Origin of the sequence: Enterobacter cloacae complex sp. IR53030, from assembly GCF_049238365.1 — a bacterium.
Lineage (GTDB): Bacteria > Pseudomonadota > Gammaproteobacteria > Enterobacterales > Enterobacteriaceae > Enterobacter > Enterobacter kobei.
This window is the reverse complement of the sequence record NZ_JBMKHA010000002.1, coordinates 353923-368547: the sequence shown is the minus strand read 5'-3', so window position 1 is coordinate 368547 and position 14625 is coordinate 353923. Positions and strand designations below refer to the sequence as shown.

At 56.9% G+C, this 14625-nt stretch carries 18 protein-coding genes and 3 pseudogenes; all 21 read right to left on the bottom strand.

The features are described from left to right. Positions 1 to 624, bottom strand: a pseudogene (locus tag ACOTXR_RS03615) (hypothetical protein); the annotation flags it as partial. A 2-nt stretch (positions 625 to 626) separates the two neighbouring features. Further along, on the bottom strand, positions 627 to 1205 hold the full coding sequence (locus ACOTXR_RS03610; RefSeq protein ID WP_421766991.1) for a phage tail protein I: 579 nt from the start codon (positions 1203 to 1205) through the stop codon (positions 627 to 629). After that, complete coding sequence (locus ACOTXR_RS03605) at positions 1198 to 2301, bottom strand: baseplate assembly protein (protein ID WP_421766990.1); 1104 nt, start codon at positions 2299 to 2301, stop codon at positions 1198 to 1200. Before ACOTXR_RS03605 ends, ACOTXR_RS03610 begins: the two co-directional genes overlap by 8 nt. Next, a complete protein-coding gene (locus ACOTXR_RS03600) occupies positions 2292 to 2639 on the bottom strand; it encodes a GPW/gp25 family protein (protein WP_414658539.1) in 348 nt (115 codons plus the stop codon). The genes ACOTXR_RS03605 and ACOTXR_RS03600 overlap by 10 nt, the downstream gene beginning before the upstream one ends. Before the next feature lie 54 nt (positions 2640 to 2693). Continuing rightward, on the bottom strand, positions 2694 to 3206 hold the full coding sequence (locus tag ACOTXR_RS03595; protein ID WP_021544460.1) for a phage baseplate assembly protein V: 513 nt from the start codon (positions 3204 to 3206) through the stop codon (positions 2694 to 2696). Further along, positions 3206 to 4375 carry a phage late control D family protein gene (locus ACOTXR_RS03590; RefSeq protein ID WP_421766989.1) on the bottom strand — a complete coding sequence of 390 codons (1170 nt, stop codon included), beginning with the start codon at positions 4373 to 4375 and terminating at the stop codon, positions 3206 to 3208. The genes ACOTXR_RS03595 and ACOTXR_RS03590 overlap by 1 nt, the downstream gene beginning before the upstream one ends. Continuing rightward, positions 4363 to 4575 (bottom strand): tail protein X, encoded by a 213-nt coding sequence (locus ACOTXR_RS03585; protein WP_021544461.1) that lies wholly within the window; start codon positions 4573 to 4575, stop codon positions 4363 to 4365. Before ACOTXR_RS03585 ends, ACOTXR_RS03590 begins: the two co-directional genes overlap by 13 nt. Then, positions 4575 to 5459: a phage tail protein gene (locus ACOTXR_RS03580; RefSeq protein ID WP_421766988.1), complete on the bottom strand. Its 885-nt coding sequence runs from the start codon at positions 5457 to 5459 to the stop codon at positions 4575 to 4577. The genes ACOTXR_RS03585 and ACOTXR_RS03580 overlap by 1 nt, the downstream gene beginning before the upstream one ends. Beyond that, positions 5459 to 5722, bottom strand: a pseudogene (locus ACOTXR_RS03575) (phage tail tape measure protein); the annotation flags it as partial. The gene ACOTXR_RS03580 and the pseudogene ACOTXR_RS03575, both read right to left, overlap by 1 nt. A gap of 156 nt (positions 5723 to 5878) precedes the next feature. After that, positions 5879 to 8137: pseudogene (locus ACOTXR_RS03570) on the bottom strand (phage tail tape measure protein); the annotation flags it as partial. Positions 8138 to 8229: 92 nt separating this feature from the next. Next, positions 8230 to 8367, bottom strand: coding sequence for a GpE family phage tail protein (locus ACOTXR_RS03565; RefSeq protein WP_094948383.1), 138 nt, complete (start codon positions 8365 to 8367; stop codon positions 8230 to 8232). Beyond that, positions 8333 to 8647, bottom strand: a complete 315-nt coding sequence (locus ACOTXR_RS03560) for a phage tail assembly protein (protein ID WP_055311824.1) — start codon at positions 8645 to 8647, stop codon at positions 8333 to 8335. The genes ACOTXR_RS03565 and ACOTXR_RS03560 overlap by 35 nt, the downstream gene beginning before the upstream one ends. A 98-nt stretch (positions 8648 to 8745) precedes the next feature. After that, positions 8746 to 9027 (bottom strand): hypothetical protein, encoded by a 282-nt coding sequence (locus ACOTXR_RS03555; protein WP_032438844.1) that lies wholly within the window; start codon positions 9025 to 9027, stop codon positions 8746 to 8748. A gap of 2 nt (positions 9028 to 9029) precedes the next feature. Beyond that, a complete protein-coding gene (locus ACOTXR_RS03550) occupies positions 9030 to 9554 on the bottom strand; it encodes a phage major tail tube protein (RefSeq protein ID WP_162837902.1) in 525 nt (174 codons plus the stop codon). Beyond that, on the bottom strand, positions 9551 to 10978 hold the full coding sequence (locus ACOTXR_RS03545) for a phage tail sheath subtilisin-like domain-containing protein (RefSeq protein ID WP_210763637.1): 1428 nt from the start codon (positions 10976 to 10978) through the stop codon (positions 9551 to 9553). The genes ACOTXR_RS03550 and ACOTXR_RS03545 overlap by 4 nt, the downstream gene beginning before the upstream one ends. Then, positions 10968 to 11219, bottom strand: coding sequence for a hypothetical protein (locus ACOTXR_RS03540; protein ID WP_023304057.1), 252 nt, complete (start codon positions 11217 to 11219; stop codon positions 10968 to 10970). The genes ACOTXR_RS03545 and ACOTXR_RS03540 overlap by 11 nt, the downstream gene beginning before the upstream one ends. Further along, the gene (locus ACOTXR_RS03535) at positions 11219 to 11683 is read right to left on the bottom strand and encodes a Gp37 family protein (RefSeq protein WP_023304058.1); all 465 of its coding nucleotides are present in this window, start codon (positions 11681 to 11683) and stop codon (positions 11219 to 11221) included. The genes ACOTXR_RS03540 and ACOTXR_RS03535 overlap by 1 nt, the downstream gene beginning before the upstream one ends. After that, positions 11683 to 12129 (bottom strand): gp436 family protein, encoded by a 447-nt coding sequence (locus tag ACOTXR_RS03530; protein WP_148752376.1) that lies wholly within the window; start codon positions 12127 to 12129, stop codon positions 11683 to 11685. The genes ACOTXR_RS03535 and ACOTXR_RS03530 overlap by 1 nt, the downstream gene beginning before the upstream one ends. 1 nt (position 12130) lies before the next feature. Next, positions 12131 to 12487: a DUF2190 family protein gene (locus ACOTXR_RS03525; RefSeq protein WP_055311821.1), complete on the bottom strand. Its 357-nt coding sequence runs from the start codon at positions 12485 to 12487 to the stop codon at positions 12131 to 12133. A 10-nt stretch (positions 12488 to 12497) separates the two neighbouring features. Beyond that, positions 12498 to 13451 (bottom strand): hypothetical protein, encoded by a 954-nt coding sequence (locus tag ACOTXR_RS03520; protein WP_039271492.1) that lies wholly within the window; start codon positions 13449 to 13451, stop codon positions 12498 to 12500. A gap of 13 nt (positions 13452 to 13464) precedes the next feature. Then, positions 13465 to 14562, bottom strand: coding sequence for a peptidase (locus ACOTXR_RS03515; protein WP_110915263.1), 1098 nt, complete (start codon positions 14560 to 14562; stop codon positions 13465 to 13467). Between the last annotated feature and the right edge of the window lie 63 nt (positions 14563 to 14625).

The window sequence follows — 14625 nt, the reverse complement described above, 5'->3', positions numbered from 1 at the left end:
TTCCCCTAAACCAAGGTATTCGAGAAGGGCAGCAACAGATTTCCCTGATAATGCCGTTAGCGTGTTGTCCAGCGGCTGCTTACCAGCCAGGGCGTTTGTCATGGTAGTGGCAAAATTAGGATCGTTACCCAAAGCCGCCGCCAGTTCGTTCAGCGTATCTAGCGCCTCAGGAGAAGAAGCAACCAGTGCAGCAATTGCCGCTTTGACGAATGCTGTGTTGGCCAGTTGTGTGTCATTAGCCGTTTGCGCAGCGGTTGGCGCTGTCGGCTTACCAGTTAATGCCGGGCTGGACAGAGGGGCGTAATCAGCAACCACCGACTTGACGTGTGCCGTTGTGGCCAGTTTGGTGCTGTTATCCGTTTTGGCCTGGGTCGGTGCTGTTGGCGTGCCGGTGAATGTCGGGCTGGCCTTCGGCGCGTACTGGGTATGAGGGTCTGCTGCCGCGATATGTTTTTCAAGGTCTGAACCGCCTTTTTCAACCTGTTGCTTCAGGTACAGCGTGCGGCTGGCCAGCTGTTTACCCTGACGGTTAGAAATCCCGTCAGGCCCGCCCAGAACGGGGTCAGAGACCTCAATCTGATAGATGCCGTCTTCCCACTGCGGGGTTTCAGGTAGGTTTGCCATAATTAACTGCTCCCGTGGTTATAGCTGCCGTCATAGTTGACGGTGTTGTTGTAGCGAATGGCGACAGACTGATACTCAAGGCTCGCCAGATGGCAGCGGGCCGGAGCAAAGGCAGCGAGCGTCTGACGTAACAGTGCCGCCTGATCGTTAGTAATGGGCTGTTGAAGGATGACGCGATAGACCGCCCAGGCTTCTGCATCGCCATGGACAAAAAGCCCGTTGTAAGTGTGTTTGCCGTCGTAGCCGATCTGGCCAATGCCTTCAATCAGATCCACTTCGCCGAAGCCGAAACGGCGGATAATTTCCCGGATTGACCACGGCGTTCCTTTGTAGCGGTGCAGCTCGATAGCGGATTTGATAAGCATGCGGCGTACATCGTCCGACTCCGCAAGCTCCCAGCCATCGCCGAACAGTGAGAACTGCTCGCCCAGCCATGGCAGCGCGGAACTGTCGACGATATCGACGAGATAGACCATCAGTACGCTCAGGTCGATGTTATCCAGCCGCCCGGCCAGTCTTCCCAGCGTTCTGAGGCTGATATCACCCTCAAGCGGCGGCGGAAGTTGTAGCGGCTCAGCCATCGGATACTCCGGTCATGTTGAGAGTAATTGCGGTGCAGTTTGCCCATTCGTTTTCTGCCACCACCCGCAGTGCCGGTATCACCAGTTCGACCTGATATACCCCGGAGACGGACAGCACGCTGATAATCTGGCTGGGAACAATATCGCGCCCCAGTGTGGCGGTACGGGATGCCACCCAGTTCTGAATGGCACTGTTAGCGTTGTCCTTTACCGAGTTGGCATCCTGGTCGCGGTAGATCGTGATATTGGCTTCAATGGCGTAATCCACCTGCAGAGGCGTTTTAACCCGCACGGTATCAGTGAGCGGTCTGACTTTTTCATCCGAACAGAAACTCTCTACCAGCGTGAGGATGCTGTCGTCCGGCAGGCCGGTGCTGAGCAGCGGATACAGCTCTACAGTACCTGGAACCGGGGAAAGCACGGCAACATCGACGATGTTGGGGTGGGCCTGCATGGCATGAAAGCGGTATGCCATACGGCTTCCGGCGTTAGTGAATGACTCCGGGGCAAGTTTGATACGCTCGCGGAGCCTGTCATTGTCTTCCTGCTCAGAACCGCCAGAACTGGCCGCCAGATTGGTCACCTGCAGGTCGACGTTATCAATCTCATCGAGCAACTGACTGACCTGTGCAGGTTGCCAGCCGTTGCCAGCGGCTCCCGGTTCGGTACAGGTGGCCGTGGCATTGACCAGCAGCAATCCGGCTTTCAGCACCACGTCCGTATCGGTGGCAAAAATAATGCTGTCGGAAGCGCTGACGCGGGTGCCCGCCGGAATCAGCACATCAATGGCCAGTGCCTCATCCACGGAGAACTGGAGCGTGGTGGTGGCAGGCTGCGCGGCAAGACGGTATACACCAACCAGTTCACCGAGGTAATCAATCATCGGCTCACGGGCAAAGGCGACCAGATTCTGTTTGGCCGCTTCCTGCGCCGCCACCCTGACCAGCATTTCGCGGTATGCCCACAGGTCAATCAACAGGCGCTCAGCCTGAGCGGGGTACAGCGTTTTGCCGGTTGCGGCTTCGTACTGTGCAATCATTTCAGCCGTGATTTTGTCAGCATCACGTTCAATAAAATCGGGTTCTGTCAGCGCCATAGCAACTCCTGAGACCGGGGCTGTCCGTCAGAGCCTTTCCAGCTCACCCGGAGCGTAAGATGTTCGCCGTCGACGGCGGGTTTTACCGACATCAGCTGGCAGCGAGGCTCCCAGCGGCGGATGGCATCGACGGATTCGCGCACCACATGCGGGATAGCCCGGTCGATGGGCCAGTCGATATAAAGATGCAGATTGCTGCCGAACTCCGGGCGATGCGGGTCGCTGCCGCGAGGGGTTCGCAGGATGATTTGAATGGCCTGCCAGATATCATCCAGCCCCCGGACGATTTCGCCGGGAGCCTGCAGAGCCGGTTGCCAGAATACTGAGGTTGTTTTCATGGGGGCAGTATTGCCCCTGTGCGGGAACGCCGATATTAAAGGCGTTTAAGAAGGTCAGTGGGAATGGTGATTGGAGTTCGGGCCATCAGAGAGCATGCTGCCTGTAGAGTGGGCATTGCCGTTGATTTCAAGGTTACCGTTCACCGTGGTGGTGTCAGCGGTCAAATCAATGGTTTTCCCCTTCAGGCTGATACCCACCGCAACTTCGATCACCACATGCTCAATACCGCCTTTGACCGTCAGCGTATGGGTCGCACGGTTATAGCTGAACTCTGCGCCATCCGCGTATTTCGTGCCCCGGACATTTTTGTCGCTGAACGGCGGTTTATCGACTTCTGAGTACACCGCGCCCAGAATGACACCATCCTCGCCGTTGGCATCGAGCAGCACTTCAACCTGCTCCCCCACGTCAGGGAGCCAGTAATCCTTGTTATCCTGGGTATTGCGCTGCAGCACGTTAAGCCAGTTAGTGCGCAGGTTATCGCATTCCGGCAGACGAACGCGGGCCTGAACCTTGTCGGCATCGACGGCGCTGACCGTACCGACCTGACGAGTGACGCCTGTCATTATTTTTTCTCCTTTATTACCGTGGACGTGCTGCCGTCCGGTTTATAGACGGTCAGCGTCTGGGTTTTTCCGGTCTTTTTACCTTTCTTCGCTTTGCCCTGCGTAACCGGCCCTCGTGCCACTTCCAGTTCGGTGATGTAGCCGCTGTTACGGTCAAACGCATGGCGGGCAGTAGTTATCAGCCATGGCCCGGATAACTGACCAAAACCCACAAGTTCAATTTTGTTGCCTGCAGTCAACTGGGGCGTCCCCATCAGCGTCAGGGAGCCGTTCTGCTGATATTCGTTATGTCTGGCCAGCGCCGAATCTGCTTTAATCCGGGCGCTGTCCGGGTCACTTACGCGGCTGTTGACCTTCAGTGAGTCGGCACTGGTGACCTTACCGCCTTTGGTTTGTTTGTCGCTTTCGCTGGTACCGCCATCAGCTTCATAAACGATCAGCTTTTTATCGCTGCTCTTCTGGTGTTTTACCTTCGCGGATTTGTAGACGCGGTTGATGGTGTCACGCAGGGAAAAACTGGACACATCCTGCGGCTTCAACTGTTTTACCGGCTCCTGACCGCGCAGCGTGGCCAGATGGGAGAAAATCAGCTGGTCGCTGACGACTTTCACCGCATAGCCATACTCGCTCGCCAGTCGACGCAGGAAACCGACGTCCGTTTCAGCATACTGTGTAACGCGGTCAATTTTGATGGACTCAATACTGCCAACCAGCTTCAGCTGATGCTTTTTGGCAATCCGCCCGGCGATGGCCGCCAGCGTGGTGCTCTCGAAACCACGACTGGATTTAGTCCGCAGGGCGTTGTTGACCGACGTGGCCACGCCCCGGATAGCGACAACGGACGCGGGCGAACTCACCTCGATCTCGTCTATCGAGAACGTGCCGCAGGACAGCAGCTTCTCGCCCTGATAACCCATTTTCAGCGTCAGCGTGTCACCCTTGCCCGGATACCACTTGTCCAGCCAGCGGCCATCGGTGTCGTCCAGTTCCACCTCAATGGTATCGGACTCGCTTTTGATGTTATCGCTGTAGGTTACGCGGGTGACATAGGGGGCGATATCGGTGGTGATGTTCTTCTGCAGATACCACAGTGTGAACACCGGACTCAGAACATCGCTGACGCCGGTTAACGCTGATGCGGCCTGTGCAGTGCTGTTTATCTCAGCCATGGGGCAATATCCTCTTCTGTACTGGCTTCTTCAGCCTCGATAACCGGAATCAGTAACAACAGCCCGGAGGGCAGCACCGGCGTGATGGCCACGTGCGGATTGGCGGCAATTATCCGGGGATAGCCCAGCGGGTCGCCATAGTACTGCCATGCGAGAGAGTCCCAGCGCTCTCCGTCACGGGTGACATGCTCAAGAAACATCACGCACTCCTCGCCAGTATTCTGGCTGCCATGGTGCTTAACCCCGGCGACATACGGGTGAAGGTGGTGCTGGCGGAGTTAAGTTGCCCGGAAACGGCATCAAGTGCCGCCGCGATATTGCTGCCGTCCACTCCGCTCAGCGAAGACTGTGCCTGTTGTACATACGTGGCCGCATCACTGGTGGCTCTGGCCAGACTGATGGCTTCGGGCATGGATTCAGAGAGTGCATTAAACGCCGGAACGCTCTGGCCCAACGCCCCGGATACGTTGCCCAGTCCGCTCATCAGCCCCGGTACGCGGGTCAGTGCAACGGCGGGGTTATCCTTCATTTTCTGCGCCACCCGAACGGCACTGATGGTGGTCTGGAGAACAGACTGCGCCTGTTTGGCATAGTTGACGCCGTCGCGGACGTACTGCGCCACCCCGGAAGGCGAAAGAGCGGTACCGGAGACCGCCCCGACGCCGGGAACCGTTGTGCGTATCGCAGGAGGCTGTAGCGGGTTTTTCGGGTCGCCGATGTACTCCCGGAGAGACGCGGTGGCGTTGACGGCCAGCACGTTGCCGGTGCTGTCGGTTTGCTCGCTGGTTGCAGTAACATCGGTAATCACGAACCAGCCGCGATAGTCACCATTGCCGAAGACCAGCGCCAGCGCCTGATGGGCTTTCATGGCCGTTCTCAGTCTCGCCAGCTCCACGTCGGGCACACAATAGTGCTGATGGAAGACCAGGCTTATCTGGATTTCGTCCAGCTTATCGCCAACGAACTGCAGGCCGGGCTTACCCTCGATACGGGGATGCTCCGCATAATCGACGCCGAACGTGGCCTCGAAGCCGTCCCAGTAGGTAATCAGTTCAAACTCAATATCACCCAGTACTGCAAACATCAGCTGTACCTCCTGCGTTGTTGCTGAGCCAGCAGACGCTCCAGCATTTTCTCCAGCTCATGCAAGCTCATATTCAGTGCGCCGGTCAACCCGTCAGGCGCTGCGGTTTCTTTGCCATTGAGGAAAAACTGGGGGTTAAAGCTGACCTTAATACCACCAGATGTTCCGCCACCAGTTGCAGCTGCGCCACGGTCTGAATATCCCGCCGCCATGATTTCCGGCGACGGGATACGGGGAACATCCGGTGTCATTTCATTCGCCAGACGTTGTCCTGGTAAAAGTGATGCTCTGGTGGAGAGCGGGATAGCTGACATGGAAGACAAACTATTAATCACGGCTCCGAGCGCATTTTTAGCAGATGACATAAACCCATTGATATCGAGCGACGGCATGCTGAAGCGAACATCTGAAGTGTTATCCAGTATTTTTGGTCCCTGAATGCTAACGGGCATTTTGGGGAGCAGTTCACTGGCCATTCGCTGCCCGGCCAGCGCAGCCTGTGGTGTCGTGCGTTGCAGGCCGATAGCCGCTCCCTGCGCGATGTTGTCACCAAAGCCCATGAATACCCGGCTTGGTGAATGGATACCCAGCTTTTCTTTAAACCAGCCGCCTACGCTGTCGCCCATGTCTGTGACGGTGGTTTTGAGCGACTCCCATTTATTTTTGATGCCGTTAATCAGGCCGTCGATAAGGTGGCCACCGAAGTCGGTGAACTTCGCTGGCAGATCAACGCCGAGATATTTCAGCGCAGCCGCAAAGGCTTTATAGAGCAGACCAACCGGCGACCAGTTAATCAGCAGCTTACCAATCCCCACGATACCGCCGTTAAACGCCTCTTTAATCTCAGCCCAGCGCTGTTTAAACCAGCTACTGACTGCGCCCCAGTTGCGGTAAATAAGGTAAGCTGCTGCCGCGACGGCGGTGATGGCAAGACCAATGGGATTCATAAGCAGTGCCCGGCCAATCCAGAGAACGGCACGCCCTGCGATCATAATGCTGCGAACCAGCCCACCTGACAGCACACCACCCAGTGTTCTGGCTCCTCTGGCGACGGAGCTGAAGCCGGTCACCAGCCAGCGGAGCTTACCGCCTTCACCGAGTGCAAGCGACAGTCGAAGCCAGTTGGCCCGCAGTAAAACGGCATTTTTCCAGACGTTAACAAAGGGGGAAATAAGGAGATTTAGCCCCAGCTTGAGACCGATAGTGGCCATCTTGAAAGCGAGTAATGCTCCTACAACCTTTATGGTGCCGCTGACGATTTGCGGGTTTGCCGCTATCCATTTGCCGACACTGTCCATTAAAGGAATAAAAGTCTCACCCAGTTGGATCAAGGCCGGGCGTAGTGACTCACCAATGCTGATGGCTGCCTCGTTAAAACCAATCTGAGTTCTGCGCCAACGACCTTCGAGCGTATTATTTTGTTTTGCAGCATCCTTATCCAGCGTAGACATTGCTGACGGGATATTCATTTCCTGCTTGCTGGAAAGGTATTTATCCCAGCCCTGACGCATTGACAGTAAATGGTTAACGGTCTGAATATCAGTGAAGACTTCTGCCAGACCAAATGACTCCATTAGCTTCTGCTGGCCTTCCTGATCGCCTCTTGAGCCTGCTGCTTTCCATTGCTGTAAAAACGCCTTACCTTTACCGTCGATAAAACGGTTGGCAATCATCAGTGAGGCTTCATACTGTGAGAAGCCCTGAGCGACGTAATTCTGCATTGACCCCTGGTAATCCACCCCGGCTTTAGCATATTTCTGGATGGTATCTCCGCGCCCCATCGCCGCCAGCCAGTTTGACATATTGGTGACGGCCTCTTCCGCTGAGCCGCTGCCTTTACCAACTTCCAGACTGGCGACGATCTGGGTTATGGCATCTTTGCCGTAAATACCACGTGCAGCGAAGGCTTTGGCCATACCAGGTAACGCTTTCGCCATATCCTTCAGTTCAAACGAGCCTAGCTTAGCCCCAGTTGCCGCAATCCCAAACGCCTGCTCCAGTTCTTTGGCATCGGTAATTTTCAGTGCATCGCTAAAGGCGTAGGTCATTTTTGCGAGGTCAGTCATATCCGCTTTGGTGGCCGTGGCAGCTTTACCGAGCATCCCGGCAAAGGTCGCTGCCTGCTGCGGATTCATGCCATCGGCAACCAGTTGACCAACACCGCCCAACAGAGATTCCTGGAGCTGATTGACCTGCAGGGATGCCCGACGAATGGCAGTACCGATGGCCTGTTCCTGCCTTGAATCCAGATCACCAGTGACACTGATATCCCGCAACTGCGATTCAAACGAGGCATATTGTTTGACTGAGGCCATGACCGGTGCCCCCAGTGTTCTGCCGATGGCATAGGTTTCTGCTCCCTGGCCATAGAGCGCCATGCGGTTAGCTTTCAGCGCGTCACTGGTGGCTGATACTGCTGACAGACGGCGCTGCTGGCGCTCAATTTGCTCCATTGTGCGACTTACCCGCAGCAGGTCGCTGTTGAGGCGCTGCATACGGGAAGAGCCTAACTGGCCATAACGTTCAGTTGCACGGGTTAAGGCATTCTGGCGTTCCTGCAGGCGGCGCGATGTATCGCCCAGGGAATCAAGGGCGCGTCGGGTACCGCTGACGGCAGAACGGAAGCTGCTCCCGACAATGCCGCCAATAATGACGCCGACTGAAAATTCACTGGCCACGGTGGTTATCCTCTGAAAGCGGAAAAACGGAAGGAAAATGTCTGAGAGCCATGCAGAACAGCCGCGAGTGGCGGCTGTTAAGTGATGAGGAGTTACTGATTATCGCCGAACTCGCTTCTGATTTGCTCTTCAGCCTGCTCCAGCCACATCTCCAGATCGTCAGTATCGAGGGCATCAATCTCCCCCGGCTGAAATCTAAACCACCTCGCCAGCAGCCCCTGTGCCTGCATCAGCGTTTTCGTCGCTCTTGCCCAGCCCAGTGACTTGCTGAAATCGTTTCTGCAGCTCCATGTAGTCGGCAAGATCCATGTTATCGAGGTCTTCCGGAAGAATACCGGTGCTACGGGCAATCAGCGGTTCGTCCCAGTCAGCCGGGTCTTTACTGATTTTGCGCACCTGTTTCAGGTCTTTGACCGTCAGGCGTTTCAGTTCAACCTGCTCAACTCTGGTACCAGCGGCTGTGGTGAAGGGGTAAGACAGCTTAAACGTATCGGATTGGGTTTGTGACATGATCGTGCTCCTGTGTAAGTTCAGAGCAGTATGTCCGGTGGTGGGGCTGGCAGATATTAAAGGGGATTAAGAAGAAAGGGGCCGAAGCCCCTGTGATATCAGTGAGTGCGAAAGCCTTTGCAGTTACGCAGGAAGGCGATAAGAAGTGCCTTTCCTTCGGATTTGCCGATGCCGGTGAACCAGTGGTCAGGAGGCTCCCATGCCTCAATCAGGTCAGCGAGCTTCCGTGCTTTGGAGCGGGTGCAGTCAATCGGGTCATTGGTTTTACGGGTATTAAAAAGGTTTTCCACCCCCGGAATATCGAGGATGGTAAACCAGGTGCCATTCCCCATGCCAATCGAACCACAGTTCCCGCCTTTGTCTTCAATCTCGACGGTCACCGTCAGCCCCCGATATTGATGCGGTAATCAGTCAACTGGTCAACGCCGCCGACGCGGAAGATGTTGGCCAGATAGTCCAGCTCCAGCAGCTCTTCACCATCCAGTACCTGCTTGATGTACGTGCAGGTGAAGCTACTGGAGAACTCGGCGTTCTCATGCTGTTTGAACGTCCCCAGCGGGTTCTTCTTAAACATGATCGTCAGGAAAGTGACCAGCGGAATTTCGTCAATCAGCCCCTGCGAACTGTAGCGCTGGACGCTGGAGCGACACTGCAGCGCCAGCGACTTATACGGGTTCGCAGCAGACAGCATCGCGTCGCGGTAAAAGCTGTTCCACTTGATCTCGCCCTCAAGCTTGTCGAAGCCTGCCGGGAGTTCCACCTTGCCCACCATCCCCAGCGCCTTATGCTCCTGCATGGTCATGGAGACGTCAGGCAGTTTGACCTCCTCGGCCCGGCCCAGCAGGTTAGCGCCATCCAGGTAGATGTTGGCATTGGTGATGCGGTTGATCTCAATCTTTGCCATCAGCTATTCCCCTTCAGGGTTAACAGGTATTCCGAGGTGATCTCGGTCTCAAACGTCAGCCGCTCCAGTGGCGGTGGTGGCGTGTATTTGTAGCTCAGCAACAGGTGACCGGCGGCCAGCTCCGTCTCTTCATTACGGGCCGGATCAAACCAGCAGCTGAAGCCCAGCAGCGCACCGTCGCCAATCAGCTTACGACCGTAGGCGTTGACCGACTCCGTCAGCGCATCAATCAGTGCCTGGGTAATCGGCATGTCGATGTACTGCTGGCTGAAATAACGCAGGGACTCGTTGATCACATCCCCGGTGCGGCGAACGTTTTCAAAGTTGCGCATATGGGTGACCGTTGGCCATGCTGCCGTCCGGTTGCCCCACAGACGCAGGCCGCTGCCGTAGCTGCTGAAGACCGTGGTGATACCCTGTTCGTTGAGCAGGTTCACCTCGCTCTGCGGGTCGTCAATCATTGCTGACAGCTGGCGCTCCACGCCGGTGATACCCAGAATCTCCTGGTTGGAGGACGACCACCAGTAGCCCTTGTCCAGGTCGACCCTGGCACGCAGACCTGCAGCACGCTGGCTCAGCGGCTCCAGCCGTTCGCTGTTGGTGGCCGCGTCGTACACCTTGACGTGCGGATAGCACAGACGGACGCGGTCGGAGCTGGTATTGAAGTTAATGGTGCCTTCCGGGCCACGCCCCGCCAGAGCCTGCGCAAAAGTGGTACCAATCGGCGCGTCGATGTAGGTCACCGCGCCCAGCTTCTCAGCCATGGCGATAAGCTCAACCGAGACGCTGTTCTGGGTGCAGAATACCGGGGCAATCAGGATTTTGGCGAAGTAGCCAAACAGGTTGAAGCTGTCGTTAAGCAGCTTCATGCCGGTACGGTTGCCCGCCGCGTTAACGGCACCGATGATATCAGCCGGGGTGACTTTGGTCGGATCAGCATAGTTATAGCTGGCCTTGACCGTTGCATCTGCAGCAATGCTTTTACCAAGGTTAGTAATCACCCCGGTCTGCGCATCAAGCGAGTAGTCCTGACCTTCCACATAAGGCTGACCGTCGCTGTCCGGTTTCAGTACCAGCTGCGCGACCACCGGATTAGCCAGCTGTGCCTTGCCCGTCGCCTTGTCGAACGTTACGTCTTCATCGGCCACAGCGGTTTTATGCACAGCCGGATCAAGCACGTTAATGACCAGAACGGTGCCTGCCCCATGGTCGTAGATCGCATCCAGTGCCTGCGGAATGGTAAAGCCAGTGAGCTGGCTGCCAAACGCCGCTGCATCTTTCTCAGACAGGCACTGCACCAGCGTATTGACGTCCCCCATGGGGGCGGTACCAATCAGGCCAATGACGGCAGACTTCACCGTTTTTACCGGGCGGGCACCGTTTTCCACCTCAATGGTTTCGACGCCATGCAGATAGTTAGCTGCCATGGGAGTCCTCCAGTTTTACATCGTTGTCGCCGCCGTTCCTGCGCTTTGGTGACTGCACAGCCGGTGTGCTGGCGGGTTTAGTCTCTTCAGATACCGGCGTCAGATGCTTCAGCGCCACCAGGACCTTCACATAGTCATGCTCCTCCGGCAGGGAAACATTCTTCCCCGGCCAGAGCAGGATTTCGGTTCCGTCCGACAGCGTGACGCCGCTGGCCGGGCCGGAATAGCGGTATTCTTTCATCACTCGCTTTCCTCATAGTTCACTTCGGTTAACAGCGGGCCGGACGGTAAGTCGCTGTCTTCGATAAAGACGCTTTCGGTTGCGAAGTCGAGAGCGTACTGCCACAGCCCCTTGACCTCACCGATAAACACTTCACGGGTCAGCCATATACGACGGCGGCAGTTCGGCGGGGTGTAACCACCGAGGATGCGGCGGACTGCATCCAGAACGTCAATCGCACCTCTTTTACCGTTGAGCTGGCGGAAGACCACCGAGACGCAGAGCTGGATAGTCTGAGGCTGGATCACCGCACCAATATCATCGGGTTTGTCGAAGCGCGAACCGGCATAACTCAGCAGCAACGCCCCGACAGGATGATTCAGGCGGTATTCGGACGGTTTTTCCGGGAAGTACTCCACCTGCAACTGGGGCAGCTTCTCGCGCAACCGGGCCAGCACCGCATCGAGGACGGGCAGAACGTTCATCAGTATTTCTCCAGTAAGCCGTCGCGCCCGCCAAAGGTGGGGCGGCGTGCCCGCGCCCGGATTTCACCGGACTCAGGCACATCCTTCTGAGTGGACTGCAGCCCCAGCGTCAGCTTACCGTCGCGGATAGCCTCAAGCTGACGCCGGGCCTCTTTGTTGTCGCCTTTGACGGTGTCAGGCAGATCACCTTCAGGACGACGGACATACAGGCGGTAACGCACCAGCGTGATGGCAATATCCCGCAGAACGGTGGGCACTTCTGCCAGCGGCAGGGTATAGCGGCCACGAAGGTGCGCATCAATCAACTCCCCGGCGTAGCGAATACAGCTGTCCACCACCGTCACATTCACCGTGGCAGGGGTGTCGAAATCCACGACCTCGTTGGTGAGCTGAATCAACGTTGACTCAGGCACCTGTTCCTGTAAATCCGCCAGGGTGCAGTACATGTCACACCCCGCGCAGGATGCGGATAACGTCACCTTCGGCCAGTGCCTCATCCAGCGCAATCCCGGCAGAGATACCCGCAGGAGTATCTTCCGTGGCGGCTGTCTGGGGAACGGCGCAGGCGTTTGCATCCGACTGGACGTTCTGCCCCTTAGCAATCGCGGCACCGGCCTCAACCGCAACAATACCCAGTACGTTGACCGGCGTTACATCACCGGCAGCGGCATCCACCTCAGCCACGCCGAGCGCGACGGCTCCGGCCTGACAGGGTGCGTTATCGGCACCGACAAAGCGCTGTTGCGTCAGCGCCGCGCTGGCCGTCACGGTAGTGGTCAGAATGACCTGCTGAGTTGTACCCATGGCCGTCTCCTTATTTCACGATGTTGGTGACGAGATACCCGGCATCGCCACCGACCACGGCGACTTTGTAGATATCGGTATAACGGCAGTACTTCACCTTACCGCCGACGCCGTCGTATTTGTCCGCCACCGGCATGCCCTTACGGCGCAGGGTGTAACCGAAGGACGGCTCGTTTTCGTCGGCGCTGTCGGTGCCCGGCTGGGGTTTGCCGACGTAATGCAGCATCAGGTTGTCGCCCCAGATATCGGTCGGGACTTTGTCCTTGTTCTGCGCGTCTTTCATGGAGGCCATGGAGACCGGCTCGCCGATAGCGACATCTTCCAGCTGGAAAAGGTCTTTCAGAATTTCGATGGTGATACGCTTGCGCTCGTTGGCTCCAATCGCCGCCTGAATGGCCGGGTGGAACTTCAGCAGCGACATGACGCTTGCCCCCATGGTCATCAGGTTCGGACGCAGGCCGGTGGCGTTACGTACCGCTTCGATCCCGCCTTCAATGATGCCAATCGGATCACCCTGACCACCGGCCCAGCGTTCAGCCGCAGCCAGCGCCTTGACGTTAGCCGCACGATAGACTTTTTTGTCCTGAGCCAGACGGGCCGCATACAGTTCGCGCTTCAGGTTGACGCCGCTGGTCACACGGCGAATGGCTTTGGCCTCTTCGTTGAACATCGACTCGGCCTGCTCGCGATAGTCCACCGGCGCGGCCAGATCGTGTTCGTTGAGAACCAGGTCCAGCGTGCCGGTTTTCTCGCGTACCAGAACGTTGCTGTCAGCCCCCACGGCACGCTCGGTGTCGTACTCCACAAAGGCGGATTTACCGAAAGTCGGGACGGTCACACCTTCCTTATCGGTCTGGACAATGGGGAAGATGCGCTCGCCGATGAACGCGGCATTTTTATAACCGCGAGCGATGCTGGTCAGCACCGGGTCAACAACGCGCTTACCCTTTAAATAGTCAGACATGTTCTCTCCTTAATTACAGGCAGCGGGAGACAGCAGCGTCGTAGCTGATGCCTTCTTTTTTCGACAGTTCCAGCGCTTTCTGATGCAGCGCCAGACGTTCCGGGTCGGCTTCAGCGAACTCTGCTGACGTCGTTTTGATATCCGTGTTCACGCGGTCTTTGGTCGCGTGCTCACTGAAATTCAGTACCGGGGCAGTGCCATCCAGCAGCGTCTTAAATGCCGTGGCCAGCGGGGTGCGGGTATCGCCCTCGGCGAACTCGACAGGCTTGTCGCCACCGGCTACCGCATCAAGAATGGCAACAACAACCGGTTTTGCTGCCGGAGTCAGGCGACCCGCGCCGACCAGCTTCTCGGCAAAGGAGACGTTGTCCGCGTGCAGTTTTTCCTGCCGGGTTTTCGCTTCCTGCTCTGCCCGCTGGGCGGCTTCCGCTTTCAGACGCGTGTTTTCCGCCTGAATCGCTTTGATTTCATCATCAGTCATGGTGCTGTTCTCTTGTTGAGGGTTGGGATTGTGTTCACTGAAGTCCGGTTCAGACTTCCCGGTGTCGCGGTAAGCCTCTTCGCGCAGGGAGTCCACCTGCCATGAAGGAAGCACCTTGTCGGTCTCGTCCAGCCCGAACTGGGCGATCAGAAAATCGCGCAGACGGCCCCATAAAGAGGCGTTGGTGATATCACTCCAGTCGGCAAACTCCACGACGCCTTCTTCTTTCTCACCAAACGAAACCTGCTTCAGCCCCTTAATGGACGGTGGCTGCGCCCCCAGAAAGCCGACATGACGCAGGTAAAGCGTGCCGGGCTTCGGGTTGTTCGGTGAGTCCGGCAGATAGAACGAGGCGGAGACCTTCTTGAAGCGCCCGTTGCCCACCAGTTCGGCAAACTGCGGGTCAAGCTGGTCAGGCTCAGCCAGCAGATCGCCGCCGTTAAGCGACAGGGATTTCACCCAGCCCCACGCCGGGTCTTCCGTTTTGGGGTGGCCAATAACGAGTGGTGCTTCATGGACGGACGGGTCATAGGCTTTCACGCAGGCGGCAAGATCGCTTTGCGTGAACGGCAGTTTCGTGCCGTGCATATCGGTATGAGTACCGGCTTTAAAAATGTGAATGGCTGGCATTTTGCTGTCCCGCGTTACGTTGTCGGGGACAGTCTGTGGAAAAAGCATCAGCAGTGCTTTTAA

Excerpts from the sequence above, each read along its gene's own strand:
- ACOTXR_RS03610 (WP_421766991.1), bottom strand. The coding sequence starts at position 1,205 with ATGGCTGAGCCGCTACAACTTCCGCCGCCGCTTGAGGGTGATATCAGC.
- ACOTXR_RS03605 (WP_421766990.1), bottom strand. The coding sequence starts at position 2,301 with ATGGCGCTGACAGAACCCGATTTTATTGAACGTGATGCTGACAAAATC.
- ACOTXR_RS03600 (WP_414658539.1), bottom strand. The coding sequence starts at position 2,639 with ATGAAAACAACCTCAGTATTCTGGCAACCGGCTCTGCAGGCTCCCGGC.
- ACOTXR_RS03595 (WP_021544460.1), bottom strand. The coding sequence starts at position 3,206 with ATGACAGGCGTCACTCGTCAGGTCGGTACGGTCAGCGCCGTCGATGCC.
- ACOTXR_RS03590 (WP_421766989.1), bottom strand. The coding sequence starts at position 4,375 with ATGGCTGAGATAAACAGCACTGCACAGGCCGCATCAGCGTTAACCGGC.
- ACOTXR_RS03585 (WP_021544461.1), bottom strand. The coding sequence starts at position 4,575 with ATGTTTCTTGAGCATGTCACCCGTGACGGAGAGCGCTGGGACTCTCTC.
- ACOTXR_RS03580 (WP_421766988.1), bottom strand. The coding sequence starts at position 5,459 with ATGTTTGCAGTACTGGGTGATATTGAGTTTGAACTGATTACCTACTGG.
- ACOTXR_RS03565 (WP_094948383.1), bottom strand. The coding sequence starts at position 8,367 with ATGCAGGCACAGGGGCTGCTGGCGAGGTGGTTTAGATTTCAGCCGGGG.
- ACOTXR_RS03560 (WP_055311824.1), bottom strand. The coding sequence starts at position 8,647 with ATGTCACAAACCCAATCCGATACGTTTAAGCTGTCTTACCCCTTCACC.
- ACOTXR_RS03545 (WP_210763637.1), bottom strand. The coding sequence starts at position 10,978 with ATGGCAGCTAACTATCTGCATGGCGTCGAAACCATTGAGGTGGAAAAC.
- ACOTXR_RS03540 (WP_023304057.1), bottom strand. The coding sequence starts at position 11,219 with ATGAAAGAATACCGCTATTCCGGCCCGGCCAGCGGCGTCACGCTGTCG.
- ACOTXR_RS03535 (WP_023304058.1), bottom strand. The coding sequence starts at position 11,683 with ATGAACGTTCTGCCCGTCCTCGATGCGGTGCTGGCCCGGTTGCGCGAG.
- ACOTXR_RS03530 (WP_148752376.1), bottom strand. The coding sequence starts at position 12,129 with ATGTACTGCACCCTGGCGGATTTACAGGAACAGGTGCCTGAGTCAACG.
- ACOTXR_RS03525 (WP_055311821.1), bottom strand. The coding sequence starts at position 12,487 with ATGGGTACAACTCAGCAGGTCATTCTGACCACTACCGTGACGGCCAGC.
- ACOTXR_RS03520 (WP_039271492.1), bottom strand. The coding sequence starts at position 13,451 with ATGTCTGACTATTTAAAGGGTAAGCGCGTTGTTGACCCGGTGCTGACC.
- ACOTXR_RS03515 (WP_110915263.1), bottom strand. The coding sequence starts at position 14,562 with ATGCCAGCCATTCACATTTTTAAAGCCGGTACTCATACCGATATGCAC.